The 24946-nt window shown below is 66.1% G+C and carries 22 protein-coding genes and 1 other RNA gene; 14 read left to right on the forward strand and 9 right to left on the reverse strand.

The genetic code is table 11. From position 1 onward, the window contains the following. Positions 1 to 33: 33 nt before the first annotated feature. The 4 genes from JW030_RS05950 to JW030_RS05965 all read left to right on the forward strand — a co-directional run bounded on the left by JW030_RS05950 (position 34) and on the right by JW030_RS05965 (position 2369). A complete protein-coding gene (locus JW030_RS05950; protein WP_188044854.1) occupies positions 34 to 888 on the forward strand; it encodes a Nif3-like dinuclear metal center hexameric protein in 855 nt (284 codons plus the stop codon). Between the two features lie 31 nt (positions 889 to 919). Further along, positions 920 to 1648: a zinc ribbon domain-containing protein gene (locus JW030_RS05955; RefSeq protein ID WP_188044853.1), complete on the forward strand. Its 729-nt coding sequence runs from the start codon at positions 920 to 922 to the stop codon at positions 1646 to 1648. Between the two features lie 36 nt (positions 1649 to 1684). After that, positions 1685 to 2054, forward strand: an RNA gene (gene rnpB / locus JW030_RS05960) — RNase P RNA component class A. 135 nt (positions 2055 to 2189) lie between these two features. Continuing rightward, positions 2190 to 2369 (forward strand): hypothetical protein, encoded by a 180-nt coding sequence (locus tag JW030_RS05965; RefSeq protein WP_188044852.1) that lies wholly within the window; start codon positions 2190 to 2192, stop codon positions 2367 to 2369. A 57-nt stretch (positions 2370 to 2426) separates the two neighbouring features. Here JW030_RS05965 and map read toward each other — a convergent pair whose 3' ends face one another. After that, positions 2427 to 3296 carry a type I methionyl aminopeptidase gene (gene map / locus JW030_RS05970; RefSeq protein WP_188044851.1) on the reverse strand — a complete coding sequence of 290 codons (870 nt, stop codon included), beginning with the start codon at positions 3294 to 3296 and terminating at the stop codon, positions 2427 to 2429. A gap of 40 nt (positions 3297 to 3336) precedes the next feature. On the opposite strand from map, the gene JW030_RS05975 reads away from it, so the two are divergent. The 4 genes from JW030_RS05975 (at position 3337) to JW030_RS05990 (ending at position 8601) form a co-directional block, all read left to right on the forward strand. Beyond that, positions 3337 to 3540, forward strand: coding sequence for a methionine aminopeptidase (locus JW030_RS05975; RefSeq protein ID WP_188044850.1), 204 nt, complete (start codon positions 3337 to 3339; stop codon positions 3538 to 3540). Between the two features lie 88 nt (positions 3541 to 3628). Further along, entirely contained in the window at positions 3629 to 4966 is a 1338-nt protein-coding gene (locus JW030_RS05980; RefSeq protein WP_188044849.1) for a glutamine synthetase family protein, read from the forward strand. A gap of 11 nt (positions 4967 to 4977) precedes the next feature. Continuing rightward, on the forward strand, positions 4978 to 8088 hold the full coding sequence (locus JW030_RS05985; RefSeq protein WP_188044848.1) for a bifunctional [glutamine synthetase] adenylyltransferase/[glutamine synthetase]-adenylyl-L-tyrosine phosphorylase: 3111 nt from the start codon (positions 4978 to 4980) through the stop codon (positions 8086 to 8088). 264 nt (positions 8089 to 8352) lie between these two features. After that, on the forward strand, positions 8353 to 8601 hold the full coding sequence (locus JW030_RS05990; protein ID WP_188044847.1) for a hypothetical protein: 249 nt from the start codon (positions 8353 to 8355) through the stop codon (positions 8599 to 8601). Between the two features lie 264 nt (positions 8602 to 8865). Here the strand turns inward: JW030_RS05990 and JW030_RS05995 are convergent, their stop codons facing one another. Beyond that, entirely contained in the window at positions 8866 to 9102 is a 237-nt protein-coding gene (locus JW030_RS05995; RefSeq protein WP_188044846.1) for a helix-hairpin-helix domain-containing protein, read from the reverse strand. 61 nt (positions 9103 to 9163) lie between these two features. Between JW030_RS05995 and JW030_RS06000 the strand changes: the two genes are divergently transcribed. Next, positions 9164 to 9595 carry a VOC family protein gene (locus tag JW030_RS06000; protein WP_188044845.1) on the forward strand — a complete coding sequence of 144 codons (432 nt, stop codon included), beginning with the start codon at positions 9164 to 9166 and terminating at the stop codon, positions 9593 to 9595. A 59-nt stretch (positions 9596 to 9654) separates the two neighbouring features. Here the strand turns inward: JW030_RS06000 and JW030_RS06005 are convergent, their stop codons facing one another. Beyond that, positions 9655 to 9792, reverse strand: a complete 138-nt coding sequence (locus tag JW030_RS06005; RefSeq protein WP_188044844.1) for a hypothetical protein — start codon at positions 9790 to 9792, stop codon at positions 9655 to 9657. A 206-nt stretch (positions 9793 to 9998) separates the two neighbouring features. Beyond that, entirely contained in the window at positions 9999 to 11423 is a 1425-nt protein-coding gene (gene glnA, locus JW030_RS06010) for a type I glutamate--ammonia ligase (RefSeq protein WP_188044843.1), read from the reverse strand. Between the two features lie 136 nt (positions 11424 to 11559). Between glnA and JW030_RS06015 the strand changes: the two genes are divergently transcribed. Then, positions 11560 to 12003 (forward strand): RDD family protein, encoded by a 444-nt coding sequence (locus JW030_RS06015; protein WP_188044842.1) that lies wholly within the window; start codon positions 11560 to 11562, stop codon positions 12001 to 12003. Positions 12004 to 12065: 62 nt separating this feature from the next. Here JW030_RS06015 and JW030_RS06020 read toward each other — a convergent pair whose 3' ends face one another. The 4 genes from JW030_RS06020 to JW030_RS06035 all read right to left on the reverse strand — a co-directional run bounded on the left by JW030_RS06020 (position 12066) and on the right by JW030_RS06035 (position 18238). After that, complete coding sequence (locus tag JW030_RS06020) at positions 12066 to 12779, reverse strand: DUF4191 domain-containing protein (RefSeq protein ID WP_188044841.1); 714 nt, start codon at positions 12777 to 12779, stop codon at positions 12066 to 12068. Between the two features lie 894 nt (positions 12780 to 13673). Next, positions 13674 to 15176: a 2-oxo acid dehydrogenase subunit E2 gene (locus tag JW030_RS06025; protein ID WP_188044840.1), complete on the reverse strand. Its 1503-nt coding sequence runs from the start codon at positions 15174 to 15176 to the stop codon at positions 13674 to 13676. Positions 15177 to 15224: 48 nt separating this feature from the next. Further along, positions 15225 to 16598, reverse strand: coding sequence for a dihydrolipoyl dehydrogenase (gene lpdA, locus JW030_RS06030; RefSeq protein WP_188044839.1), 1374 nt, complete (start codon positions 16596 to 16598; stop codon positions 15225 to 15227). Positions 16599 to 16693: 95 nt separating this feature from the next. Further along, entirely contained in the window at positions 16694 to 18238 is a 1545-nt protein-coding gene (locus JW030_RS06035; protein ID WP_188044838.1) for a leucyl aminopeptidase, read from the reverse strand. A gap of 111 nt (positions 18239 to 18349) precedes the next feature. Here JW030_RS06035 and JW030_RS06040 point away from each other — a divergent pair, with 111 nt between their 5' ends. Both JW030_RS06040 and JW030_RS06045 read left to right on the forward strand, forming a co-directional pair. Further along, entirely contained in the window at positions 18350 to 19303 is a 954-nt protein-coding gene (locus JW030_RS06040) for a proteasome assembly chaperone family protein (RefSeq protein WP_188044837.1), read from the forward strand. 157 nt (positions 19304 to 19460) lie between these two features. Beyond that, a complete protein-coding gene (locus tag JW030_RS06045) occupies positions 19461 to 20897 on the forward strand; it encodes an RNA polymerase sigma factor (RefSeq protein WP_188044836.1) in 1437 nt (478 codons plus the stop codon). A 178-nt stretch (positions 20898 to 21075) separates the two neighbouring features. Here JW030_RS06045 and JW030_RS06050 read toward each other — a convergent pair whose 3' ends face one another. Then, on the reverse strand, positions 21076 to 21300 hold the full coding sequence (locus JW030_RS06050) for a hypothetical protein (protein WP_188044835.1): 225 nt from the start codon (positions 21298 to 21300) through the stop codon (positions 21076 to 21078). Positions 21301 to 21503: 203 nt separating this feature from the next. On the opposite strand from JW030_RS06050, the gene JW030_RS06055 reads away from it, so the two are divergent. Both JW030_RS06055 and JW030_RS06060 read left to right on the forward strand, forming a co-directional pair. Continuing rightward, positions 21504 to 23576: a type IIA DNA topoisomerase subunit B gene (locus JW030_RS06055; RefSeq protein WP_188044834.1), complete on the forward strand. Its 2073-nt coding sequence runs from the start codon at positions 21504 to 21506 to the stop codon at positions 23574 to 23576. Between the two features lie 750 nt (positions 23577 to 24326). After that, positions 24327 to 24887: a hypothetical protein gene (locus tag JW030_RS06060; protein WP_188044833.1), complete on the forward strand. Its 561-nt coding sequence runs from the start codon at positions 24327 to 24329 to the stop codon at positions 24885 to 24887. Positions 24888 to 24946: the final 59 nt, after the last annotated feature.

Genomic DNA, 24946 nt, shown 5'->3' on the forward strand with positions numbered 1-24946 from the left:
CGAGTGAGTCTCACTTCGGGCTAGTCTCGCCTCATGACTGATCTCGCCCAGGCAGCCGAGGCCGCCCCTGTGACCGTCGCCGACCTCCGCCGCATCGCCGAGCGGTTCTGGCCCGCCGCGACGGCGGAGGGCTGGGACCGCGTAGGCCTGGTCACCGGGCGCGACGCGGCCCCGCTGCGTCGCGTGCTGCTCGCGGTGGACGCGGTGCGCGCCACTGTCGACGAGGCGGTCGAGTGGGACGCCGACGCGTTGCTCGTCCACCACCCCCTGTTGTTGCGCGGTGTGCACACGATCGCAGAAGACACCGCGAAGGGGGCGCTGCTGGCAAGCCTCATTCGTGCCGACTGCGCGCTGTTGGCAGCGCACACCAACGCCGACGCGCCCGAGGGCGGCGTCTCGGACGTGTTGGCGCGCGCACTCGGGCTCCATCACTCGGTGCCGCTCGAGCCGGGGGCAGATCAGGCCTCGGGCATCGGCCGCGTCGGCGAACTGCCCGCGGCAATCAGCCTGCGCGAGTTCGCCGAGCGTGCCCACCGGATCCTGCCGGAGACGGCCGGTGGCGTGCGCGTCGCGGGCGACCCCGATCGCATGGTGCGCCGCATCGCGCTGTGCGGGGGAGCTGGCGACAGCCTGCTCGAACACCCGCTGGTGCGCGGGGCAGACGTCTATCTCACGTCAGATTTGCGCCACCACCCCGTCCAGGAGTCACTTGAGCAGTCGGTCGTTCTGGGTGGCCCGGCGCTCGTTGACGTGTCCCACTGGGCGAGCGAATCGCTGTGGTTGCGCGGTGCCGCCGAGCGCCTCGCCGCACACCTGCCGGGTGTCGAATTCCGGGTGAGCGGGCGCCGCACTGACGCCTGGACGTTTACTGTCGGCAGGGCGGCGTAAGTCCAGCTCGTTCCCGGCTACGATTAGGCGCATGAAGGCAAGCGTTCGACAGCAGCGGGTACTCCTCGACATCCAGAGTCTCGACACCGAGCAGGTGCGACTTCAGAGACGTCGCGCACAGCTCCCTGAGCGGGCCGAACTTGCGGCCCTGACGGGGGAGACGGCGGCGGTTCGTGACCGCTTCATGGCGGCACAGCGCGAGCTCGAAGACCGCAACGTCGAGATCAAGCGGATCGAGTCGGATATCGAGGTCGTGGCCCAGCGCCGCGCCCGAAACACCGAGCGCATGGCGGTTTCGACCGCGAGCAAGGAAGCCCAGTCGCTCCAGGACGAAGTTGACTCGCTGGAGCGCCGACGCCTTGCCCTTGAGGAGCAGGAGCTCGAGGTCATGGAGGCAGTCGAGCAGGCCCAGCCGAGCTTCGACGCTGCCGCGAACGAACTTGCCGAGATTGACCGCCGACGCGCCGAGCTCGAGCAGCGTCTTGCCGTCGCTGAAGCACACATCGCCCGCGATCTCGCGGCGGCGGCCGAGCAGCGTTCGCTGCTCGCGGCCGAGGTACAGCGCGACCTCCTCGATCTCTACGAGGACACGCGAAACCGCTACGGGATGGGCGCCGCGCGTCTGCGCGGCAACGTGTCCGAGGGAAGCAACATGGCGCTGACGGATGCCGAGCTCGCGGGGATCCGCGGCGGCGATCCTGAAGAGATCGTGTTCTGCCCGGGCAGCGGCGCGATCCTGATTCGCGACTTCGAGGACTAAATCCCGCGCCCACCTGCCGTAGACTGAAGCATGAAATGGGTCGGTGAGACGGTCGCGTAGCCGCGCAAGCGGCTCCGAGGAACGTCCGGGCTCCGCAGGGGAGAACGGTGGGTAACGCCCACCCGGGGTAACCCGCGAGAAAGTGCAACAGAGAGTAGACCGCCTGGGGGCTTGCCCCTCGGTAAGGCTGAAAGGGTGGGGTAAGAGCCCACCAGCGTTCGTGGTAACACGAGCGGCTAGGTAAACCTCGTTCGGAGCAAGGCCAGACAGAATGCGTTGACGCGCCCCGCTGAGCATTCGGGTAGGCCGCTAGAGGGTACTGGTAACAGTGCCGCGAGATAGATGACCGTCAGCACCGGCCGCGAGGCCGGCGAGACAGAACCCGGCGTATGATCCGGCCCATTTCACGTTCCGCCCCGGTCCAGCGACTCCGCGGGCGTCCGCAGCAACCATCGGGCTTCTCGGCAATTGCCTGGCAATGTCGTCCGCGTTCCCGGGTTCCCGGTCTACCCTGGCGGCACCAGTAGCTGATGGGGAGGTCATGATGACACAGGAACGCCACTCTGCACACGACGACATCGAGTCGATCGACGAGCCGGTCATGGACGGAGCCGATGAAGTCTTCGACGGAGACGAGGACCCCCGAAAGGGCGAATCCGACCCGGCTCTGGTCCGGCACCCGGTCGAGGACGACAAGACCATCGCCCCGTACAACCTCTGACCTGCCGCAGCTCGCTCGGGCGCGCCTGAGCGGTAGCGCTCAACGCGAGTTCCCTGGCTAGTCCGACAGCGTCAGGATCTCAACACCGCGCTCGCGCACGACGAGCGTGTGCTCGAATTGTGCGGTCAGCGAGCGGTCCTTTGTGGTGATGGTCCATTCGTCGTCCCACTGATCCCAGGCGTGCCCGCCGAGCGTGAGCATCGGTTCGATCGTGAACACCATGCCGGGCTTGATGATGTCGGAGAAGTTCGGCGCGGAGTCGTAGTGGGGGATGATGAGCCCCGTGTGAAACGCCGAGCCGACGCCGTGCCCGGTGAAATCGCGCACGACGCCGTACCCGAACCGCTGCGCGTACTTCTCGATGGTGCGGCCGATGACGTTCACCTCGCGGCCCGGGGCGACCGCCTTGATGCCGCGACGCAGGGCCTCCTCGGTGCGTTCGATGAGGAGGTTGACCTCTTCGGAGACCTCGCCGACACGCATGGTCCGATTGAGATCGCCGTGCATCCCGTCAAGGTAGGCCGTGACGTCGATGTTGATGAGGTCGCCCTCGCGCAGCACCGTGTCGTCGGGGATGCCGTGACAAATGACCTCGTTCACCGAGGTGCAGCTCGACTTCGGGAACCCGCGGTACCCGAGCGTCGACGGATAGGCGCCGTGGCTGATCACGTACTCGTGGACGATTCGGTCCAGCTCTTCCGTCGTGACGCCCGGCCGGATCGCCTCGGTGGCCGCATCGATGGCACGCGAGGCGATGCGCCCGGCGGCCCGGATCCGCGCGATCTCTTCCTCGGTGTAGGTGTTGTCGCCGGTGTACGCCGGCGGCTCCGAGAGACCGACATACGGAGGGCGAGCGATCTCGCTGGGCACCGCCCGCCGGGGGCTGACGGAACCGGGGACCAGATGACCATTGGCGTCGAAGGGCATAGCTACTAGCTTAGGAGTCACCGCAGCAAAGGAGGCCAACATGAGCAAGCGTGACTGGGGTATTGACGATCCTGCCGAGCAGTACTGGTACAACGAGCGCACCGGAGAGGTCGAGGAAGGCCCGCAGTCGCTTGCGATCGAGCGAATCGGCCCGTTCGCCACGCGCGAGGAAGCCGCGAGCGCACCCGAAGTGATCGCCGAGCGCGCGCGCCGCTGGGCCGAGGAAGACGCCGCTGAGGACTGACTCCAAAGCGAGTTGCAGCGCGGCTGCACGCCGCCGCCATCTGGCGCGCGAGAAACGCTAGTCTGGAGCTCAATCGAAGGGATCTGGCGTGAGCAAGCAGCGAGACTTTGTCCTCCGTACGATCGAGGAGCGCGGCGTAAAATTCGTGCGCCTCTGGTTCACCGATGTCGCGGGCACTCTGAAATCGGTGGCGCTCGCGCCGGCCGAGGTTGAGGGCGCGTTCTCAGAGGGAATCGGGTTCGACGGTTCGGCGATCGAGGGGCTCACGCGGGCCTACGAGTCTGACCTGCTCGCGATTCCCGATCCGGCTACCTTCCAGATTCTGCCGTGGCGCGGGGAGATCGACCCGACGGGCCGGATGTTCTGCGACATTCACACGCCGAACGGCGAGCCCGCCGTCGCCGATCCGCGCAACGTGCTCAAGCGCACCCTGGCGCGCGCGGGCGAGCTGGGATTCACGTTCTACACGCACCCGGAAATCGAGTTTTATCTGCTGCGCTCGCTCGAGTTTGGCCCCGAGGGACCGCAGCCCGTCGACCGGGCGGGCTACTTCGACAACGTGCCCGGGGGCACGGCGCACGACTTCCGCCGCGAGAGCGTCGGCATGCTGGAAGATCTCGGGATTTCGGTGGAGTTTAGCCACCACGAGGCCGGCCATGGCCAGAACGAAATCGACCTGCGATACGCCGACGCGTTGACGACCGCGGACAACATCATGACGTTCCGCGCCGTCGTGAAGGAGGTCGCGATCAGTCAGGGCGTGCACGCGACATTCATGCCCAAGCCGTTCGCGGGCCAGCCGGGATCCGGCATGCACACGCACCTCTCGCTGTTCGAGGGCGATGTGAATGCGTTCTACGATGCCGGTGCGAAGTATCAGCTCTCGCAGACCGGCCGACGTTTCGTCGCCGGGATCCTGCGCCACGCGCCGGAGATCACGGCCGTGACGAATCAATACACGAACTCCTACAAGCGGCTCTGGGGCGGCGACGAGGCCCCGTCGTTCGTCAGCTGGGGACACAACAACCGCTCCGCGCTCGTGCGCGTGCCGATGTACAAGCCCGGCAAGGGCGGCAGCGCCCGAGTCGAATACCGCGGCATGGACAGCGCAGCGAACCCGTACCTCGCGTTCTCGCTGCTGCTCGCGGCCGGGCTCAAGGGTATCGAGGAGGAGTACGAGCTGCCGCCCGAGGCCGAGAACAACCTCTGGGAGCTCAGCGATGGCGAGCGCCGCGCGCTCGGCTTTGACCCCCTGCCCTCGAGTCTCGAGCATGCCGTCGCCATCATGGAGAACTCTGAGCTCGTGGCGCAAACCCTGGGCGAGCAAGTCTTCGCATACTCGATTCGCAACAAGCGCGAGGAGGTCGAACAGTACCGCCGCCAGGTGACGCCGTTCGAGCTCTCGTCAATGCTCGGCACCGTCTAACCCGGGGCCGCATGGCAGAGCAGCGTGGGCGCGGCGCCCGCACGGGAACACTCACGCGGATCGCACGGGCGGGCTTTGTCGAGCTCACCGCCGCGCGCGACAGCCTGGCTGAGCTCGCCGCGGCGAGTGGCATCGCCGAGGACCGCTGGCTTGCGGCGCTGTCGCACGCCGCCGACCCGGACGTCGCACTCGTGCGCCTGCGCGCACTCGCCGAGGCGCAGCCAGAGCTCATGCAGGAGATCTCCCTGCATGATCCGGTGGACGACGGGCCCCTGGAACGATCGCACGCGGGATACACGCCGCTCCAGGCCCTCTCCCTCCTCGTGGGCGCCTCACCCGCGCTCGGGGACTTTTTCACCCGCCATCCCGAACACCTGCTCGAGATTCTGCTGCGCGGCGGCCGCCTTCCCGGCGCTGCGGAGCTGCGCGGCGAGCTCCTGCGCTCGGTCGGGGCCGATCCCGCGCGCGCGACCAGCCCCGCGGTCGCCGCCGAGGACGCCGGGATCCTGTCGGGAGAGGCCGGCTGGCGGGCCCTGCGCGTGCGCTATCGGGAGCTGCTGGCAGAGGTTGTGCTGGAAGACCTCGCGCGTGGCCCTGCAGCCCCCGAGGCCTTTGAAGAGGTCGCGGCGGCACTCTCCGACCTCGCGGCCGCCGCGATCGAGGCCGCGCTCGCGGTCGCCGCGGCGACGCTATCCCGCGACGGGGGCGCGGGACTGCCCATCGCCCCGGATCGGGTCGCGCTCACCCGACTCGCCGTCATCGCGATGGGCAAGTGCGGCGCGCGCGAGCTGAACGTGGTGTCGGATGTCGACGTCATCTTTGTGGTGGAGTCTGCCGACCCAGACGTTCTCGACACCGACGAGGCCATTCGGATCGGCACCCGGCTCGCGAGCGAGATGATGCGAGCGATCCACGACTTCTCGATGGAGCCACCGCTCTGGCAAGTTGATCCGAACCTGCGCCCCGAGGGCCGTCAAGGCGCCCTCGTGCGCACCCTCAGCTCTCACCTTGCCTATTACGAGCGCTGGGCGCGCACGTGGGAGTTCCAGGCGCTGCTGAAGGCGCGTGCCCTCGCGGGGGACCTTGCCCTGGGCGAAGACTACGTCGCCCGTACGCGGCCCCTGGTCTGGGCTTCAAGCTCTCGCGACGATTTCGTCGGCTCCGTGCAACGTATGCGCGAACGAGTCACCGAGCACATCGAGGATGGCGCGCTCGAGGTGCAGCTCAAACTCGGCCCTGGCGGGCTGCGTGACGTCGAGTTCAGCGTGCAACTGCTGCAGCTCGTGCACGGCCAGTACGACGAGCGGTTGCGCCGGCGGGGCACGATCCCCGCGCTCGAGGCCCTCGTGGACGGCGGCTACGTGGCCCGCGCCGATGGCGACGAGCTCGCCGAGGCATATCGTGAGCTTCGCGTGCTCGAGCATCGACTCCAGCTGCGCGACCTGCGTCGTACCGCGCTCATGCCGACAGACCCGGACGGTCTGCGCGTGCTGGCGCGCGCCAGCCAGCTGGCTCCCGACGCCGAGGCGCTCCGCGCGCGCTGGGAAGAGACCAAGCGGCGCGTGCGCGAGTTGCATCTCAAAGTCTTCTACGCTCCGCTGCTCTCCGCCGTCGCCGAGCTTCCGGATGAGGATTTCGTGCTCGGCACGGAGGCCGCCAGGGCGCGCCTGCTTTCGATCGGCTTCCGCGACCCGGACGGGGCGATGCGCCATCTGGGCACCCTCACGTCCGGCACCTCGCGCCGGGCTCTCGTGCAACGAAACCTCATGCCGGTGCTGCTGCACTGGTTCTCGGAGGGGGCCGACCCCGACTACGGCCTGCTCGCCTTCCGTCGCATTAGCGAGGGACTCAAGAATTCCTCCTGGTTTGTGCGCCTCCTGCGCGACAGCGCGGGCGCCGCGGAGCGCCTCACACGAGTGCTGGCGAATTCGCGTTTTGCCGGCGAACTGATGGAGACGATCCCGGAGTCCGCGGCGTGGCTCGAGCACGACGCGCTGCTGCGGCCGGTGCCGCTCGCGCCGCTGCGGGAAGAGATGCTCGCCCTTGCGGCGCGCCGTGACACCGCGGCGGCGGCGGCCCCTGGCCTACGGACCATTCACCGCCGGGAAGTACTGCGCACCGCCCTCGGCCAGCTGGTCGGGGTGAACGGTCCAGAGGCCGTATCGGCGGGTCTCGACGCTGCACACACCGCACTCCTCGAGGCATTGTTGGCAGCGATCCGATCGGAGCCTGAGCGTCAGTCGGTGCCCGGCCTCGAGATCGCCTTGATTGGGATGGGGCGATACGGGGGAGCCGAGCTCGGGTTCGCCTCAGACATCGACCTGCTCGCGGTGTTCCGTGCCCCGGAGGGCGTGGAGGGAGCGGCGAACGAGGCCGCCCGCGTCATCGCTGAGCTGCGCATGCTCGCCGCAGACCCACGGTTCCCACTCGACCTCGACTTCGATCTGCGCCCCGAGGGGAAGAACGGACCATTCGTCCGCAGCCTCACGGGCTATCGCAGCTACTACGAGCGCTGGTCGCTGACTTGGGAAGCGCAGGCGTTGTTGCGGGCCCGCGCCGTCGCCGGCGATGTGGATCTCGGCGCCGACTTTATGCGGCTGGCAGACGAAATACGCTACCCCGAGGCCCTCGGCGAATCCGAGGCGCGCGAGGTGCGTCGCATCAAGGCGCGGGTCGAGGCGGAGCGACTCCCGCGAGGCGCTGACCCGCTGCGACATCTCAAGCTGGGACCCGGCGCGATCAGCGACGTGGAATGGCTGCTGCAGCTGCTGCAACTGCAGCATGCCGCCGCGCTTCCCGAGCTGCGGACCGCGTCGACAGTGGGCGGCCTCGCTGCCGCGGTGCGAGCGGGACTCCTCGACGAGGCGTCCCGTGAAACGCTCGAGACGGCTTGGAAGCTCGCGGGGGAGATTCGGTCAGCGAATCGACTGTGGTCGGGGCGGGGCTCTGACCTGTTACCGCGCGAACGGGCGGACCTGGACGGCGTCGGGCGGATCCTGGGCTTGCCCACGCAGTCGACGACGGAACTTGAGGAACGGTATTTTGCAGCGACTCGCCGAGCACGCGCCGTTTTTGAGCGTGAGTTCTATGGGCGAGCGCCGGACGTGTTCCCGGCTGCGTAGCGGCACGAACAGAAGTTCACCTGGCGTTCTGGAAAAGTTTTCCCGAAGGTCTAGACCCAGGCCCCGGCTGAGCGTAACCTGATCGTTATGAACTACCTCCAGTCATTCCTGGACGCGATCCTCGCCGAGGACGCGGACGAACTCGAGTCTGATCTCGAGTCCTGAGTCGCCTCGCAGTCCGGCCCCAGCAAAGTTGCTGAGGCCGGACTGCTCTAGTTCAGGGGCGTGCGTCGACTGCGATCTCGCTTCGCGTAAGCTGCGGGGATGCAGAAAGAACGCGTTCGAGTTCGAGGTGCCGCGATCCTCGCGGCGGCCGGGGTTGCGCTGGCTGGCCTCGTCCTAGCAGCTGTGTTCGTCCGGCTCTCGCTTGACTGGTCAGATGCCCAACCGTACGAGGGTGACGTTACCGAGACACGGTACATCGTCTTCATGCTCATCGCGCTAGTGATCGCCGCGGGTGGCCTGCTGTGCGGTGTGTGGATCTATCGCAGGAAGACCCGCCGAAAGGCATAAAGATGGGCCGTGCCGCCCGGGGGTGTTCCCCGCGACAACACGGCCCGATCCTGCACGCTCCTACGAGCGCTTCTGGTCTGCCTCTTCGGACTTGGTGTGCTTCGCCACACGCTTTTCCTTGAGTGTCTGCTTCGCTGGCTTCTTCGTGTTCTTCTGACCGCGATCTTTTCCGGACATTCCTACTCCTTTGATGAGAATGCATGGGCTCAAGGCCGACCCTAGCCCAGTGGCCGCGGAATGTCTCGGAAACTTTGCTGGAACGGCTCACGTTGATGGAGGCGTCGACTCGTCGTCGGCAAAGTTGAGTCCCGCCTCCGCGAGCGCGTCAGCTAGCAGCCTGACCGCCTTCGGCCCGACCCCGTGGAGCGCCAGGAGCTGACCCCGAGACATTCGGGCCACCCCGGAAAGTGAGCCCACGCCCACCGAGATCAAGGCGGAGGTGGCGGGTCGGCCGATCTTGGGCAGGTTGCCCAGGCTTTCCGGCACATCACGAGTGGACATGTATCGAGCGTATGGGGGAGGAGGCGCCGACTCAACTGCGTCGATCTGGGAGTATGGGCAAATGACTCAGCTGGTGCCCTCGCTCGTCCCGGAGCTGCTCGTGACGGATTCGCCCCGAAGTATGGCCTTCTGGTGCGGACTCTGCGGGTTCAAGATCGACTACCAGCGCCCCGAAGAAGGCTTCGCCTACCTCTCGCTGGGTAGCGCGCACGTGATGCTTGATGAGATCGGGGAGGGGCGCACCTGGGAGACGGCCCCGCTTGAACCGCCGCTCGGCCGGGGTATCAACTTCCAGATCGAGATCAGCGATCTGGCCCCCGTGTTGCGGTCGCTTCGTGGCGCCGGCTGGCCCTTGTTCGTCGAGCCCGAGTCAAAGTGGTACCGGATCTCCGACACCGAGGAGGTCGGGGTCGAACAGTTTCTTGTCACCGACCCTGACGGCTACCTGATTCGATTTCAGACGAAGACCGGCACGCGCACGCTCGGGTGCTGAACGCGCGCCGACCGGGCGGCAGGGGAGACTGTGCCCGCGTAGTCCCGCAGATCCGCCGACTACTTCGCGCCGACGTGGAAGGTGACCTGGGTCGCGTCGACGCCGTCGAGCGATGCCGACCGCTGGGAAATTCGTCCGTGGGCGCCGGGGGCAATCTCCGACAGCGTGGCCAACTGCATCGACGGGTGGTACGACACGTTGGGTTCCTTTGCGGGCGGGACGATTTACCCGAGGCTACTGTCTGCCCACGAGTCCACGTCCGAAGACTGCGTCAGGTGTCCTCCGACCAGGTGACCCGGGGAGAACGAAACGCGCCCTACGTGCCGTCCTCGCTCGCGCGATTCGGGCCCGTAGGGCGCGTCCACAGCAGAGGCAGGAATCTGCCCGCAGCTGGAAGGTGTTCCTAGATGCCGTAGTACAGCTCGAACTCGTACGGGTGGGGACGCAGCGCCATCGGCTGAATCTCCATCGTGCGCTTGTCGTCAATCCAGGTGCGGACCAACTCTTCGGTGAACACGCCACCCTCGAGCAGGTACTGGTGGTCGTTCTCGAGAGCGACAAGCGCCTCGTCGAGCGAACCGGGAACCTGCGGGATGTTCTTGGCTTCCTCGGGGGGCAGTTCGTAGAGATCCTTATCGATCGGCGCCATCGGCTCGATGCGGTTGCGGATACCGTCGAGGCCTGCCATCAGCTGGGCCGCGAACGCGAGGTACGGGTTGCTCGATGCGTCGGGAGCGCGGAACTCGATGCGCTTCGCCTTCGGGTTGGTGCCCGTCAGGGGGATCCGGATGGCCGCCGAGCGGTTGCCCGCCGAGTAGGCGAGGTTCACGGGAGCCTCGAAGCCCTTGACCAGGCGACGGTAGCTGTTGATGGTCGGGTTCGTGAACGCGAGCAGCGACGGGGCGTGTGCCAGGATGCCGCCGATGTACCAGCGAGCGGTGTCCGAGAGACCGCCGTAGCCGTTCTCGTCATAGAACAGCGGATCGCCGTTCGCCCACAGCGACATGTGGGTGTGCATGCCCGAGCCGTTGTCACCGAAGACGGGCTTCGGCATGAAGGTGGCGGTCTTGCCCCACAGGTCGGCCGTGTTCTTAACGACGTACTTGAACTTCATGACGTCATCGGCAGCCTTGACCAGGGTGTCGAAGCGGTAGTTGATCTCGGCCTGGCCGGGCGCGCCCACCTCGTGGTGCGAGCGCTCGAGGATGAGACCCGATTCGATCAGGCGCAGCGAGATATCGTCGCGGAGGTCGGCCTGCTTGTCGGTGGGGGAGACGGGGAAGTAGCCGCCCTTCTGCGAGGTCGTATAACCGGGGTTGCCACCCTCCATCTTCTTGCCGGAGTTCCAGTGCGCTTCTTCCGAGTCAATCTCATAGAAGGTGCGCTGCGCGGTGGTCTCGTAGCGGACCGAGTCGAGAATGTAGAACTCTGCCTCGGCTGCGAAGAACGCGGTGTCAGCAATGCCGGTCGAGGCGAGGTAGCGCTCCGCCTTCTTTGCGACCTGGCGCGGGTCGCGCGAGTAGATCTCGCCGGTGCGCGGGTTGAAGATGTCGAACAGCATGATGAGGGTCTTCTCGGCCCGGAACTGGTCGAGGTACGCCGTCGTGACGTCGGGAATGAGCTGCATGTCCGACTCGGCGATTCCGGAGAAGCCACGGATCGACGAACCGTCAAACATCTGACCGGTGACAAAGAAGTCCAGGTCTACGCTTGCGGCGGGGACATTGAAGTGCTGCTGCACACCAGGGAGATCGGTGAACCGAACGTCAAGGAACTTGACGTCGTGCTCTTTGATGTAGCTGAGAACTTCTGCGGGCTCGCGAAACATTCTGCTCCTTTTGGGACTGTGGTGGGCGCCAGACCTGCGCCGCCATACGTTCAGCCTAGGGCAGGGCCGTTTCTTCGGCGTTTACCCTGTGTTTCGCGCAGGTTACGAAATCCCGGTAATCGGTAGACTCATTTCCATGGTGAGTGAGCAGCGTGCCCAGAAATTCGGCGACCTAGTACCGAGTCAGTGGCCCGGTGAACGATTGGGACTCCCCGAGAGCGGGCCGGGCTCGGTCGGTCGTATCGGTCGCCGCATCCTCGCGATTTGCATCGACTGGCTGTTGGCCTCCGTGCTCTCAGGGTTTCTCGTGGGGTTTGGAAATCAGGATCCGCGCGCCTCGCTCTTGACGCTCGGCATCTTTGCGGCCATCAACATTCTTTTTATCCCCACGATCGGTGGCTCGCTCGGGCACCGGATCGCGGGGCTGCGGGTCGTGCCGATTGCCGGCGGCTGGGTCGGGCCGTGGCGCCCGATCGTGCGCACGTTGCTGATCGTGCTCGTCATTCCCGTCGTCGTGTGGGACTCGGACCAGCGCGGTTTCCACGACAAGGTCGCCGGCACGGTGTTGATCCGAGGCTAACCAGTCGTGGGGAAACGAAGAAGGGCCCGGCATCGCTGCCGGGCCCTTCTTCGTTTGGTCGTCTAGCGCGGGCGCTGCGAGCGAACCTTGTTGGGGTCGATGCCCTTCGGGATGCCGACCGGCGAGGACTGCAGTGACGCTAGTCGCAGGTGCACGGCCTGAACCTCATTGCGGTTCAAGGACGGCTTGATCTTCAGGAGCGCGCGAGAAAGCTTGTGCAGCGGCACCGATCCCTCGTCCGGGCCGACCTGAATGTGGGTGATCTTCACGTTGGGAAGGACGCGGCGAACCTTGCGCTCCTCGTCCAGGCGCAGGCGCTTGGTGCGTTCGGCCGGGCCCTCGGCGATGATGACGACGCCGCCGCGTCCGACGACGCGGTAGATCGCATCCTGCGTGCGGGGGTTCATCGCCACGGGGGTTTCGGATCCGCGCCAGGAGCGGCGGAGCGCCCCCTGCACGACCGCGCCCACAGCACCGGGGCGACCCTCGATCTGCTGGTACGCGGCCTTCTCAGCGCGACGACCCAACACGATCATCACGAGCAGGATGCCGAGCAAGACTCCGGTGATGGTCCATAGCACCCAGGAGATCCAGTTTCCGGGCAGCAACGCCGCAACGAGCACACCGACCACGATGGGTGCGATGAACGCGAGCAGTAGTGACAGCGTCAGATTGCGATCGTGCTGCTTGGTGGTCTGATAGACCTGCCACATCTGCTTGATGCGCCCGGGCTGCTTTGCCGCGCGCGCTGCCTTCTTTTCCGGATCCTTTGCCATACCTTCTAGCGTATCGCGATTCGCGCGGTCGCCGCGCACGTCGATGGCCTTCTCGCCTCCCAGCGAATTGGCAAGAGCGGGCCGGGTTCGCCGGTGCCCGCGTCGCCATCCACAGAGGTTGCCGTCCACAGACATCGGCGACCGACAGTTTTCCACCGACGGGGACACTGCGGCCCGGCCGAGTGCGCTGGGCGCTTGGATGGTGAGCGCGGTCCTTCTGAACGGGTCGTCACCACTGAGTAGGGGGAACTGGCATGCGACGTAGGCAGACGACGAGCACTCCGACGCTCTTCGCAGGTCAACGCAGTCTCGCGAACCGCCCGAGACAGATGCTTCTTGGTGCGGGGGAGCTCGCGTGGCTGGTTCTTGAGCTGCTCACGGTGGGGGAACAAGCGCGGCATCACGGGTGGTGTCTCGGCGGGCTGCGGCCCGCGAACCTCGCGATATCCGGTGGCCGGTTGCAGCGGGTCGCCCGAGAGCCGCTCGATGTGGCCATGCGCTCGCGGCTTCGCGCACACACTCACCGCAGAGAAGGGCATGACGATTGGTGTGTAGACCTGGGGATCTCGCGGAGTCACCTCTGGTCCCTGATTCGTGAACTGCAGCCCGCCGATGGCGGATGGCTCGTGCTGGAAGCCCTCGAGGCCGCACGGGGAGATGCCCGCCTCGGTGTCGGTGCCGCGCACGAATCACCGCGCGAGTGTGCCGAGTATCGGATTCGTGCGCGAATTACGCCGGCGCCTTGGGCGCTTGGGTCGGAAGCGCCCGGAGAAGGTCCGCCCCGGACGTCACCCGCCGCGGATCGCCAGAGACGCACGATGCCGCGCACCCCGGAAGGGGCACGCGGCATCAGTGGTGCGCCGGGAGCGGCGCGAGGTAAATCGTTCTGAACGGTTAGAGACCCAGAAGCGCCTCGAAGTCGCCGCCCTCAAGGCGGGCCTTCATCTGTGAGAGGAAGCGGGCTGCGTCCGCACCATCGACGATGCGGTGGTCGTACGACACGGCGAGCATGACCATCGAGCGGACAGCAATCGCGTCGCCCTCGGGGGTCGAAACAACGCCGGCTTTCTTCACCACGGAACCCGTACCCAGGATTGCGGACTGGGGCAGGAAGACGAGCGGCGTATCGAAGTGGGCGCCGCGCGATCCCGTGTTCGTGAGGGTGAACGTGCCACCGGCGAGCTCGTCGGGCGTCAGCTTGTTGCTGCGCGTCCGGGCAGCGAGGTCAGCGATCTCGCCAGCGATCTGCGCGATGTTCTTGTCGCCGGCATCACGAAGCACCGGCGTCAACAAGCCGCGCTCGGTCTCGACCGCGATGCTGATGTTCTCCGACGGGTGGTAGGCGATGCTGTCGCCCTCAACGCTTGCATTCAACACGGGGTTTGAACGCAGCGCCTCGGCTGCCGCAACGGCGAAGAACGGCAGGAACGACAGCTTCGATCCGGTGCGTGCCAGGAACTCGTCCTTCTTCGCCTGGCGCAGCTGAGCGATGCGCGTCACATCAACCTCGACGAAGGTGGTGAGCTGAGCGGTGGCCTGCATCGACGCAACAGCGCGCTCGGAGATCACCTTGCGCAGTCGGCTCATCTTCTGAGTCGTTCCGCGCAGCGGCGAAACCTCGACGGGGGCCGGAGCCGAGACGGCGGCGGCGCCCGTGTTGCTGGCGGCGGCCTGCACGTCTTCCTTGCGGATGCGGCCTCCGACGCCGGTGCCCACGACGCGACCGAGGTCGACGCCCAGGTCGTGCGCAAGCTTGCGTACGATCGGGGTGACGTAGGCGCCGGCGTCCGCAGCGGCCGGGGCTCCCACGGCTGCGGGTGCTGCGGCAGGCACGACCGGTGCTGCGGACGGAACAACGGGCACTGCTGCAGGAACGACCGGAACGGCGGGTGCTGCGGCAGGCACGACCGGTGCTGCGGACGGAACAACGGGCACTGCTGCAGGAACGACCGGAACGGCGGGTGCTGCGGCCGGCACGACCGGTGTTGCAGCAGGAACAACAGGTGCGGCCGCAGGAACGACCGGAGCAACTGCAGGAACGACGGGTTCCGCGACAGGTGCAGGAACCGCCGCGACGGGCTCAGCGGGGGCGGCCGGAGCAGCCTCGGGGGCTGCCGGAGCCGCCTCGGGGGTCGCCGGGGCCGCGGCGCCAGCGCCACTGCCGTCGCCTACGCGAGCGAGGACGGCACCGACCTCAACGGTCTCGTCTTCCTGAACAAAGATCTCTTCCAATACGCCCGCAATGGGCGACGGGATCTCGGTGTCGACCTTGTCGGTCGACACCTCAAGCAGCGGCTCGTCGACGGCGATCGTGTCGCCGACGTTCTTCAGCCAACGGGTCACCGTCCCCTCGGTCACGCTTTCGCCGAGTGCGGGAAGAACTACGGACTCACTCATGGGGGGAACTCTCCTTGGTGGTTTCGAAAAAAGTAGGGGTGGCCACGACTACATCGTGTGGAGAGGCTTGCCAGCCAGGTTGAGCATCGCCTCGGCGATCGACTCATTCTGGCTGGGGTGTGCGTGAATGAAGGGGGCAACGTCTTCGGGGTACGCCTCCCAGTTCACGATCATCTGTGCCTCGCCGATCAGCTCGCCGACGCGAGCCCCGATCATGTGGACGCCGACGACGGGGCCGTCGTTGACGCGGACGACTTTGACGGTGCCAGCCGTGCCGAGGATCTCGCTCTTCGCGTTGCCCGCGAGGTTGTACTCGTATGCGGAGACGCGGTCGCTTCCGTACTCCTCGACGGCCTTCGCCTGAGTCAGACCCACCGAGGCAACCTCGGGATCGCAGTAGGTGATCTTCGGGATGTTGATGTCCGAGACGACGACCGGGGCGAGCCCGGCGATCTCTTCAGCGACAAAGATGCCCTGCTGGTAGCCGCGGTGCGCGAGCTGCAGGCCAGGAACAATGTCGCCGACTGCGTACACGCCGGGAACGTTCGTGGCGAGGCGATCGTTGGTGAGCACGAAGCCGCGGTCCATCTGCACGCCGACGGCTTCAAAGCCCATGCCCTGGGTCGACGGACCACGGCCAACGGCAACGAGCAAGTACTCGGCCTCGACGACGGTGCCGTCCTCGAGCGAGATGACGACGCCCGAATCGTGCTGGGTGACGGACTGGAAGCGAACGCCGAGCTTGTAGTCGATCCCGCGCTTGCGGAATGCGCGCTCCAGCTGCTTGGAGATCGACTCCTCCTCGTTCGGAACGAGGTGGGGCAGGCCCTCAATGATGGTGACCTCAGAGCCGAATGAACGCCAGACGCTGGCAAACTCGACGCCGATGACGCCGCCACCAAGAATGGCTACGCGTCCCGGAATGGTGTCGAGCTGCAACGCATGCTCGCTCGTGATGACGCGGCCGCCGATTTCGAGCCCCGGGAGGCTGCGCGAGTACGAACCCGTCGCCAGGACGACGTTCTTTCCGACAATGAGGTCGGTTCCGACCTGCACGGTGTTCGCAGCGACCAGGCGACCCTCGCCAGCAATGACAGTGATGCCGCGGGCCTTCAGGAGCCCCTGCAATCCCTTAAACTTCTTCGCAACAATGCCGTCGCGGTATGCGGAGACGCCGTGAATGTCGACACCGGTGAATGTCGACTGGACGCCATACTCTGCACTGTTTCGAGCGACATCTGCGACCTCTGCCGAGTGGAGCATGGCTTTCGTCGGCACACAACCGCGGTGGAGGCAGGTGCCTCCCAGCTTGTCCTTCTCAATAACCGCAGCGGTCATTCCGAGTTCAACGGCGCGGATCGCGGTGGCATAGCCCGCGCTTCCTCCGCCGAGGACTACGACATCAAAGTTCTGTTCGGCCAAGTGGGATCTCCCTCGGATTCGCGGCAAGTGCAAGTCGGTTCGGACGGCACTTCTGCGCGGTGGCGATCGCACGCCGCACAGACAGTGCCAGCCTACTACTTTCGGGATTCAGATTCGTCGAGCTGTCCGGAGAATACCCCATCTTGAGGCAGTCTGTTCGCGCCGGCGACCGCTTCGAGATGGGTGATGAGCGAGCGAATGCTCGCCCCCGTGGCACCAGCGCCATTGAAAGCGTATGGCGCACCCTCGTTCATAGCGGGACCCGCGATATCGAGATGCGCCCACTGAATGGGGTTCCCGTCGGCGGCATTCCCGATGAAATCTCTCAGAAAGACGCCCGCGACGAGCATGCCGCCGGAGCGATTGCCCATGTTGGCGTTCACGATGTCAGCGATGTCGCTCTTGAGGACACCACGCAGCTCGTCCGTCAGTGGCATCGGCCACAGAAGCTCGCCCGCTGCGAGCCCGGCGCGGTGCAGGCGGGAGACGAGCTCGTCGTCGCCCATCAGGCCGGTCGTGCGATCGCCCAGGGCGACTTGCTGAGCACCGGTCAGCGTCGCGACGTCGATAATCTCGTCCGGCTGCTCGAGGCTAGCCGCGGCAAGCGCATCGCCGAGGACCAGGCGGCCCTCGGCGTCAGTGTTCGTAATCTCAATGGTTTGGCCATTGCGCGCCGTCACCACGTCCCCGGGTCGAACCGCCCGCCCGGAGGGCATATTCTCCGCCAACGGCAGCCACGCGGTGACTGAAACGTTGAGCGCAAGCTCGGCGGCGGCGCGCAGCACGCTCAGCACCGATGCGGCGCCGGCCATGTCGGATTTCATGCCCAGCATGGCGTTTGCCGGCTTGAGCGACAGGCCGCCGGTGTCGTAGGTGATTCCCTTGCCCACGAGGGCGATGTGGCGGTTCGCACCCTCCGGACGGTAGGCCACGCGCAGGAGGCGCGGTCCGCGTTCGGAGCCCTGCCCAACCGCAACGATCGCGCCAAACCCTTCCGCTGCCAACCGGGCGTCATCCCAGACCTCGGTCTCGAGTCCGGCCTCGGCAAGTTCAGGAAGTACATGGGCGACGAAGGACTCGGGGTAGATCTCGTTCCCGGGAAGGTTGACCAGGTCCTTGGTTCGGGCAATCGCGGTCGAAACCACCGCAGCGCGGCGATCCGCGGCGACATCCGCTGCGGCATGCAGCAGGACCGACACCGTCTCGTCTTCCGGGGCGCTGAGCCCGCGCGATGCGTCGTACCGATAGGCGCCCAGCAGCGCCCCCTCGGCGATCGCCGCGACCACGCCCGGCGCGGCATCTTCGCCGGGTGCCGCGATCGCGATGGTCGTGATGCCGCTCAACTGGCGTATCGCGCTGCCCGCAGCGGCGCGATACGCGTCGGCATCGTCGCGCTTTCCGAGCCCGACGAGACACAGCACCGTACCCGCCGATCCGGGGAGGGCGGTGCGGACGAGTTGGTCGGCCGCGCCCGTCACGCCCAGAGCGTCGAGCGGGACGGCTCCGTGATCCTGCGCAGTGAACGCGGGGGACGTCACGATCTCGGGAGAATCGCCCCCGCGCACGAACACCAGGATTGCGGTGCCGTTGGAGACTGAGATCTGATCGGATGAACGACTGAGTTGTACCGTGCGAGACATGCTTCGAGCATAGGTTGCGGCCGCGACGCCACGCGGGTATTCCCGCAGAGCGTTCGCTGATGGCACAGCCGAAGCCGCCCACGGGCGCGGCCCCGTTCGTAGGATGGAGGGGTGAATGAGACTCTGTATTCTGCGGACTACCCCGAACGTCGTGCGCTTGTGCCCAAGGGGCTGCCGCTCGTCGTCGCGTTCACTGGTTTCACTGATGCGGGCAGCGCGACCGCACAGCTTGAGAGCCAACTGTGGGAACAGTGCAAGCCTGAGGAGCTGCTGCGGTTTAACGCCGACCTGCTGCTTGACTACCGGGCTCGGCGCCCCACGATTACGTTTGCCGAGGATCACCTCACTGACTACAGCCCGGACGAGCTGTCGCTGTCTCTCGCGCATGATGCAATGGGCTCTCCCTTCTTGATGCTCACGGGCTACGAACCCGACTTTCGCTGGGAGCAGTTCGTCGACGCGGTGCTGTTGCTCGTGCACGAGTTCGAAGTATCGGTCACGGCGTGGGTGCACGCGATTCCGATGCCGATCCCGCACACGCGCCCCATCGTCTATACGGTCAGCGGCTCGCGCGAGGACCTCATCGAGTCCCGGTCCGCCTGGCGGCCGACGACGAGGCTCTCCGCCACCGTGGGGCACCTCATGGAGTACCGCCTGCATTCGCTGGGCGAGGAGGTCGTCGGGCTGGTGCTGTTGGTTCCGCACTACCTCGCCAACACCGAGTACCCCGCGACGCTCCTGAGCGCACTCGAGGGGCTGATGGCCGCGACCGGCTTGATCTTTGCGACCGACCCCATTCGCGAGCAGGTGCGCGATTTCCAGGCCAAGGTCGATGAACAGATCGCGAGCAACGAAGAGTCTCGCGAGATGGTGGCCAACCTCGAGGCCCGCTACGACACGTATATGGAGGACCAGTCGATGCGTTCTCCGCTGATGAGCGAGGACGGCAGTATCCCGACGGCCGACCAGCTTGCGAGCGAGCTCGAGCACTTCCTTGCGCAGCAGCCGTGGAAGAACGACTCGGGGCCGTCGGATGGTCCGGGTCCGTCCTCAGACGTGCAATAATAGAGCCGTAACCCGGTCAACTTGGTCTTCTCGCGTTCTCGCGTTGGAATAACTGAGACTTGACATGGGTTTTCTGAGTTTGACCGTATTTCCGGTAACGCAGGGACTCGACCGAGAGCCCCAGATGCCCCGGACCCCCGAGCAGAGAGGTGGCTGAGTGGCTACTTCATCCACGTCAAAGAAGCCCGCAACCACGGCCGAGACGAACGCCGAGGTACCTCAGGTCGAGGCACAGGTAGCGGCCCAGGCGAAGGCGCCCGCTGCGAAGGCCAGCACCACCAAGGCTGCTGCGACCAAGGCTGCGACGGCGAAGGCCACCGCAACGAAGACGACCGCGGCGAAGTCTGCTGCCGAGAAGCCGCCGACCAAGGCCGCTCTCGCGAAGCTGGCGAAGGCTGAAGCCGCGGCTTTGGCCGAGGCCGAGGGCGACGCTGCCGCGAAGCCTGCGGCGAAGAAGGCAGTCGCCGCGAAGAAGCCCGCTGCCAAGCGTGCGACGAAGAAGGCAGCCGCGGAGGTCGAGGAGATCGACGAGGCCGCAGTTGCCGAGGCTGAGCGCGAGTTGGCCGAGGCTGAGCGCGCGAAGACCAAGTCGACGGTTTCTGATGAGCCGCTGCCGACCGGCGCGATCGTGCTGCGTGCCTCGGACGACGAAGAGTCCCCGCAGATCTCGACCATGATCCCTGGCGCGACTGCCGACCCGGTCAAGGACTACCTCAAGCAGATCGGTAAGGTCGCGTTGTTGAACGCGGCGGAAGAGGTCGAGCTTGCGATGCGTATCGAGGCGGGCCTGTTTGCCGCCGAGAAGCTCGCGACCGAGAAGGACCTGCCGAAGCGCCTCGAGCGTGAGCTGCGTTGGGTATCGCGCGACGGCGAGCGGGCGAAGGCCCACCTGCTGGGCGCGAACCTCCGTCTCGTCGTTTCGCTCGCGAAGCGCTACACGGGCCGCGGCATGCAGTTCCTCGACCTGATCCAGGAGGGCAACCTCGGCCTCATCCGCGCGGTCGAGAAGTTCGACTACACCAAGGGCTTCAAGTTCTCGACGTACGCCACCTGGTGGATTCGTCAGGCGATCACCCGCGCAATGGCCGACCAGGCCCGCACGATTCGTATTCCCGTGCACATGGTTGAGGTCATCAACAAGCTGGCCCGCGTGCAGCGGCAGATGCTGCAGGATCTCGGCCGCGAGCCGACGCCCGAGGAGCTCTCACGCGAGCTCGACATGACCCCCGAAAAGGTCATCGAGGTACAGAAGTACGGCCGCGAGCCGATTTCGCTGCACACCCCGCTCGGCGAGGACGGCGACAGCGAGTTCGGCGACCTCATCGAAGACACCGAAGCGGTCGTTCCGGCCGACGCGGTGGGCTTCACGATGCTGCAGCAGCAGCTTGAGTCCCTGCTCGATTCGCTCTCTGAGCGCGAGGCCGGCGTGATCCGCATGCGCTTCGGCTTGGGCGACGGTATGCCCAAGACGCTCGACCAGATTGGCGACACGTTTGGGGTGACCCGCGAGCGGATCCGCCAGATCGAGTCCAAGACGATGGCTAAGCTGCGCCACCCCTCGCGGTCGCAGTCGCTGCGCGACTACCTCGAGTAAATCGGCACTCGTTCTTCACGAAAGGCCCGCCCGGGTTCCCTGGGCGGGCCTTTCGTGTCGAGAGGGGGTGATGTGATTCGTCATGCAACGCAGAAGGCGGGCCGGCCTCCCCGAGGGGAAGCCGACCCGCCTGTGCGATACTTCGCAGGATCAGCGCGGCTGGATCCGGTGCGAAGCGTTACTTGGCGCTGAGCCGGTGGCTCTCATCGTGCCAGGAATCGGCAAGCGGCTTGAGCTTGTCCTCGTGCTTGCGCGCGTGGTGCGCGCAGAAGAGAAGCTCGCTGCCGCCCATCGTGGCGCGGACATACGCCTGGGCGCCACAGCTGTCACAGCGATCGAGCGCTGTGAGCGGGACAGTGTCAATCGTGGTGGTTCCGGCTGCCTGATCTTCGAGTGTCGTCATGGCGTCCTCCCTTCGCTTTCGCTTACTCGCAATCCAAGCATGTTCTGCTGAGTGTTCGGTTCTTCGGATGGGTGTTTCGCTCAGCGCGTAGCCGGGATCCTGCCGGAGAGCCCCAGAAGCCGCACTCGCCGGTGAACCTGACGAGCGGTGTCGGTGGGTTCGCATAGGGTGGACAAGTTGCCACAGATAAGGAGCACATCGCCTTGGCCGAATCCAGTTACTCCGCTCGCCATCTCACCGTTCTTGAGGGGCTCGAAGCGGTGCGGAAACGGCCTGGCATGTACATCGGCTCGACCGATTCGCGAGGCCTGATGCATTGCCTCTGGGAGATCATCGACAATTCCGTCGACGAGGCGCTCGCGGGGCACGGCAATGAGATCTCCATCGAACTGCACAGCGACGGCAGCGTCACCGTGCGCGACAACGGTCGTGGCGTTCCCGTCGATATCGAGCCGAAGAGCGGCCTCTCGGGCGTGGAACTGGTGTTCACGAAGCTGCACGCCGGCGGTAAGTTCGGTGGCGGGGGATACGCCGCCTCTGGCGGCCTGCACGGTGTAGGGGCGTCCGTCGTGAACGCCCTGTCGGCGCGCCTTGACGTCGAGGTGGACCGGGACGGCAAGACCTGGGCGATGTCGTTCCGCCACGGCGAGCCGGGTATCTTCTCGGGCGATGCGCCCGACAGCACGTTTACCCCGTTTGAGAACGCCTCGGAGCTGCGCGTCGTCGGGAAGGTGAAGAAGGGCGTCACGGGCACCCGGGTGCGGTACTGGGCAGACCCCCAGATCTTCCTGCGCGAGGCCGAGTTCGAGACCGACTCGCTCGTCGCGCGTGCGCGGCAGACGGCGTTCCTCGTTCCCGGGTTGGCGATTGACATTGTCGACGCCCGCGGCGAGGAGACGACTCACCAGCACTTCGCCTACGAGGGTGGCATCTCGGAGTTCGTCGATTACCTCGCGACCGACGGCCCGGTGAGCGACACCTGGCGCATCACCGACACGGGTCATTTCTCGGAGACCGTGCCGGTCATCGACGAGGCGGGAAACATGGTCTCGCGTGAGGTGAAGCGCGAATGTGAGATCGACATCGCGATGCGCTGGGGGACCGGGTACGAGACCAACGTCAAGAGCTTCGTCAACATCATCGCGACGCCCAAGGGCGGCACGCACGTGGCGGGCTTCGAGCAGGGCCTCACGAAGTTCTTCCGCAAGCAGATCGAGACGAACTCCCGCAAGCTCAAGGCCGGATCGGACCGTCCCGACAAGGACGACATCCTCACCGGTCTCACTGCCGTGATCATGGTGCGCGTTCCCGAGCCCCAGTTCGAGGGGCAGACGAAGGAGGTTCTGGGCACCGCCGCCGTGCGTGCCATCGTCGCGAAGGTGGTGACGAAGCACCTCGACGAGCGCTTCAGCTCGGCGAAGCGGCACGACAAGATCCAGTGCGCCGCGGTCCTCGAGAAGATGGTCTCGGAGATGAAGTCGCGGATCTCGCTGCGCGCGCAGCGTGACACGCAGCGCCGAAAGACCTCGCTCGAGAGTTCCTCGTTGCCTGCGAAGCTGATCGATTGCCGTTCGAAGTCGGTCGAGGGCACCGAGCTCTTCATCGTGGAGGGCGACAGCGCACTCGGCACCGCGCGCCCCGCGCGCGACAGCGAGTTCCAGGCGCTCTTGCCGATCCGGGGCAAGATCCTGAACGTGCAGAAGGCCTCTGTCGCGGACATGCTCTCCAACCGCGAATGTGGCGACATCATCAAGGTGATCGGGGCGGGTTCGGGGCGCGACTTTGACCTGGCCTCGGCTCGGTACGGCCGCGTGATCATCATGAGCGACGCCGACGTGGACGGCGCGCACATCCGCACCCTGCTCCTGACGCTCTTCTTCCGGTACATGCGACCGATGCTCGAGGCGGGCCGCGTGTTCGCCGCCGTGCCGCCGCTGCACCGTGTCATCGTGCAAAACGCCGGGCGCAAACCCAACGACGTTATTTACACGTACAGCGAGCAAGAACTGCAGTCCCTACTCGCCGACCTCCGCAAGCGGGGTAAGAAGTACGTCGAGCCCATCCAGCGCTACAAGGGCCTGGGAGAGATGGACGCCGACCAGCTAGCAGAGACGACCATGGACCGCGAGCACCGAATGTTGCGGCGAGTGCGGGTGTCGGACGCGCACGAGGCAGCGCTCATGTTCGAGCTGCTGATGGGCAACGAGGTGGCCCCGCGCAAGGAGTTCATCGTGGACAACGCCGACGAGATGGACCGCGACCGCATCGACGCGTAGTTCGGTGGGGGTGGGGCTGGGGCTGCCTGGCCACCCCGACCTCGTCGTTCCCCGGACAGTTGGTGACGGATTTCGCCTGATTTTGGTGCGTAGTTGTCCGGGGAACCTTGGGTGTTGAAACGCTGCGGTCTTGCCCGGACGGTTGGTGACGAAATTCGGGCTGGAACCGTGACAAAGTGTCCGGGGGGCGGCGACTGGGGCTGACGCCCTCGCGACCGGGACGCTCGACCTCCGCATCTAGTCCACAAGCCGGGGAACGAGCGTGTTCTCCACAGATTCCTCACCTCGCGCAGCGTGTGGCTTCGCGACGCGCAAGATGGGAAGATGCCTGAAGCCCAGCGTCCGCTTTCCGCCCAGCTGGGCCAGGTGTTTAGTGCTGCGGAAGCGCGAGCCGATGGCGTTCCGGCTCGGCGGCTGAAGAGCTCGGACCTCATTCGCGTGTCCAGGGGGCTGTACCTGCGACGCTCCGCTCCTGAGCTCCGGGCAGAACTCGAAGCACCGCACCCTGCCGCGCGGGCGTATCAGTCACATTTGGAGCGAGCCCTCGCTGTGGGGAGGTACTTGCCGGCTGGACACTTCCTCAGTCACGCCTCAGCGGCAGTTGTCTGGGGCCTGCCGGTACCGACGAATCGGCTTTCGCGAATCGAGGTCGCTTGCTTCCGCCCATTGCGACGGCTGCGGAGAACGGATGTATGGGCCCATGAGGAAAGCGCACAGACGACCATCGTCACCGAGGCGCAGGGCGTCCCCGTGAGCGGCCCAGCGTCGACCTGGGCGATGCTTGCGCCGACCCTCTCGATGCGCGACGGTGTTGCGCTGGGGGACGCGGTGATTCGTCAGCACCGGATCCCCGGGACGTCGCGGGTGCCCGCCCGGCCGCTTGCGACGATCACCGAACTCGACGCGGCTGTTGCTGCTGGCCGGCGAATCGGCGTCGCGCGGCTGCGGGAGCTCCTACCACAGCTATCGAATCAAAGCGCATCCGCGCCCGAGAGTCACCTGCGGGTGCTGCTGCAGCAGTGGGGGCTGCCTCCGCCCCAGCTTGATTTCGATGTGCGCGGCGATGACGGTGAGCTGCTCGGCTGCAGCGAGCTGGTGTACTCCGAACGCCGGCTCGCGCTCGAGTACGAGGGTGGCCAGCACCGGACCGAGACGGCTCAGTGGAACCGTGACATCGAGAAGTATCGGCACTATGCGCAGGCGGGATGGGAGGTGATTCGCGTCACGGCCGAGCTGCTCTATCGTCGGCCCGAGGTGTTGCGGAGACAGGTCGAAGAGGCCTTCGCGCGGCGAGGCTGGTCCCGGGAATGATACGACGCGGTGCCAGGTTTTCGGGAATGAGGCGAAGCCGCGCCAGGCTTTCGGGAACG

It is taken from the genome of Leucobacter sp. CX169 (assembly GCF_017161405.1).
GTDB lineage: Bacteria > Actinomycetota > Actinomycetes > Actinomycetales > Microbacteriaceae > Cx-87.

Excerpts from the sequence above, each read along its gene's own strand:
- JW030_RS05985 (WP_188044848.1), top strand. The coding sequence starts at position 4,978 with ATGGCAGAGCAGCGTGGGCGCGGCGCCCGCACGGGAACACTCACGCGG.
- JW030_RS06020 (WP_188044841.1), bottom strand. The coding sequence starts at position 12,779 with ATGGCAAAGGATCCGGAAAAGAAGGCAGCGCGCGCGGCAAAGCAGCCC.
- JW030_RS05965 (WP_188044852.1), top strand. The coding sequence starts at position 2,190 with ATGATGACACAGGAACGCCACTCTGCACACGACGACATCGAGTCGATC.
- JW030_RS06050 (WP_188044835.1), bottom strand. The coding sequence starts at position 21,300 with ATGACGACACTCGAAGATCAGGCAGCCGGAACCACCACGATTGACACT.
- JW030_RS06015 (WP_188044842.1), top strand. The coding sequence starts at position 11,560 with ATGGTGAGTGAGCAGCGTGCCCAGAAATTCGGCGACCTAGTACCGAGT.
- JW030_RS06035 (WP_188044838.1), bottom strand. The coding sequence starts at position 18,238 with ATGTCTCGCACGGTACAACTCAGTCGTTCATCCGATCAGATCTCAGTC.
- JW030_RS05950 (WP_188044854.1), top strand. The coding sequence starts at position 34 with ATGACTGATCTCGCCCAGGCAGCCGAGGCCGCCCCTGTGACCGTCGCC.
- map (WP_188044851.1), bottom strand. The coding sequence starts at position 3,296 with ATGCCCTTCGACGCCAATGGTCATCTGGTCCCCGGTTCCGTCAGCCCC.
- JW030_RS05975 (WP_188044850.1), top strand. The coding sequence starts at position 3,337 with ATGAGCAAGCGTGACTGGGGTATTGACGATCCTGCCGAGCAGTACTGG.
- JW030_RS06000 (WP_188044845.1), top strand. The coding sequence starts at position 9,164 with ATGACTCAGCTGGTGCCCTCGCTCGTCCCGGAGCTGCTCGTGACGGAT.
- JW030_RS05955 (WP_188044853.1), top strand. The coding sequence starts at position 920 with ATGAAGGCAAGCGTTCGACAGCAGCGGGTACTCCTCGACATCCAGAGT.
- JW030_RS06025 (WP_188044840.1), bottom strand. The coding sequence starts at position 15,176 with ATGAGTGAGTCCGTAGTTCTTCCCGCACTCGGCGAAAGCGTGACCGAG.
- JW030_RS05990 (WP_188044847.1), top strand. The coding sequence starts at position 8,353 with ATGCAGAAAGAACGCGTTCGAGTTCGAGGTGCCGCGATCCTCGCGGCG.
- JW030_RS05995 (WP_188044846.1), bottom strand. The coding sequence starts at position 9,102 with ATGTCCACTCGTGATGTGCCGGAAAGCCTGGGCAACCTGCCCAAGATC.
- glnA (WP_188044843.1), bottom strand. The coding sequence starts at position 11,423 with ATGTTTCGCGAGCCCGCAGAAGTTCTCAGCTACATCAAAGAGCACGAC.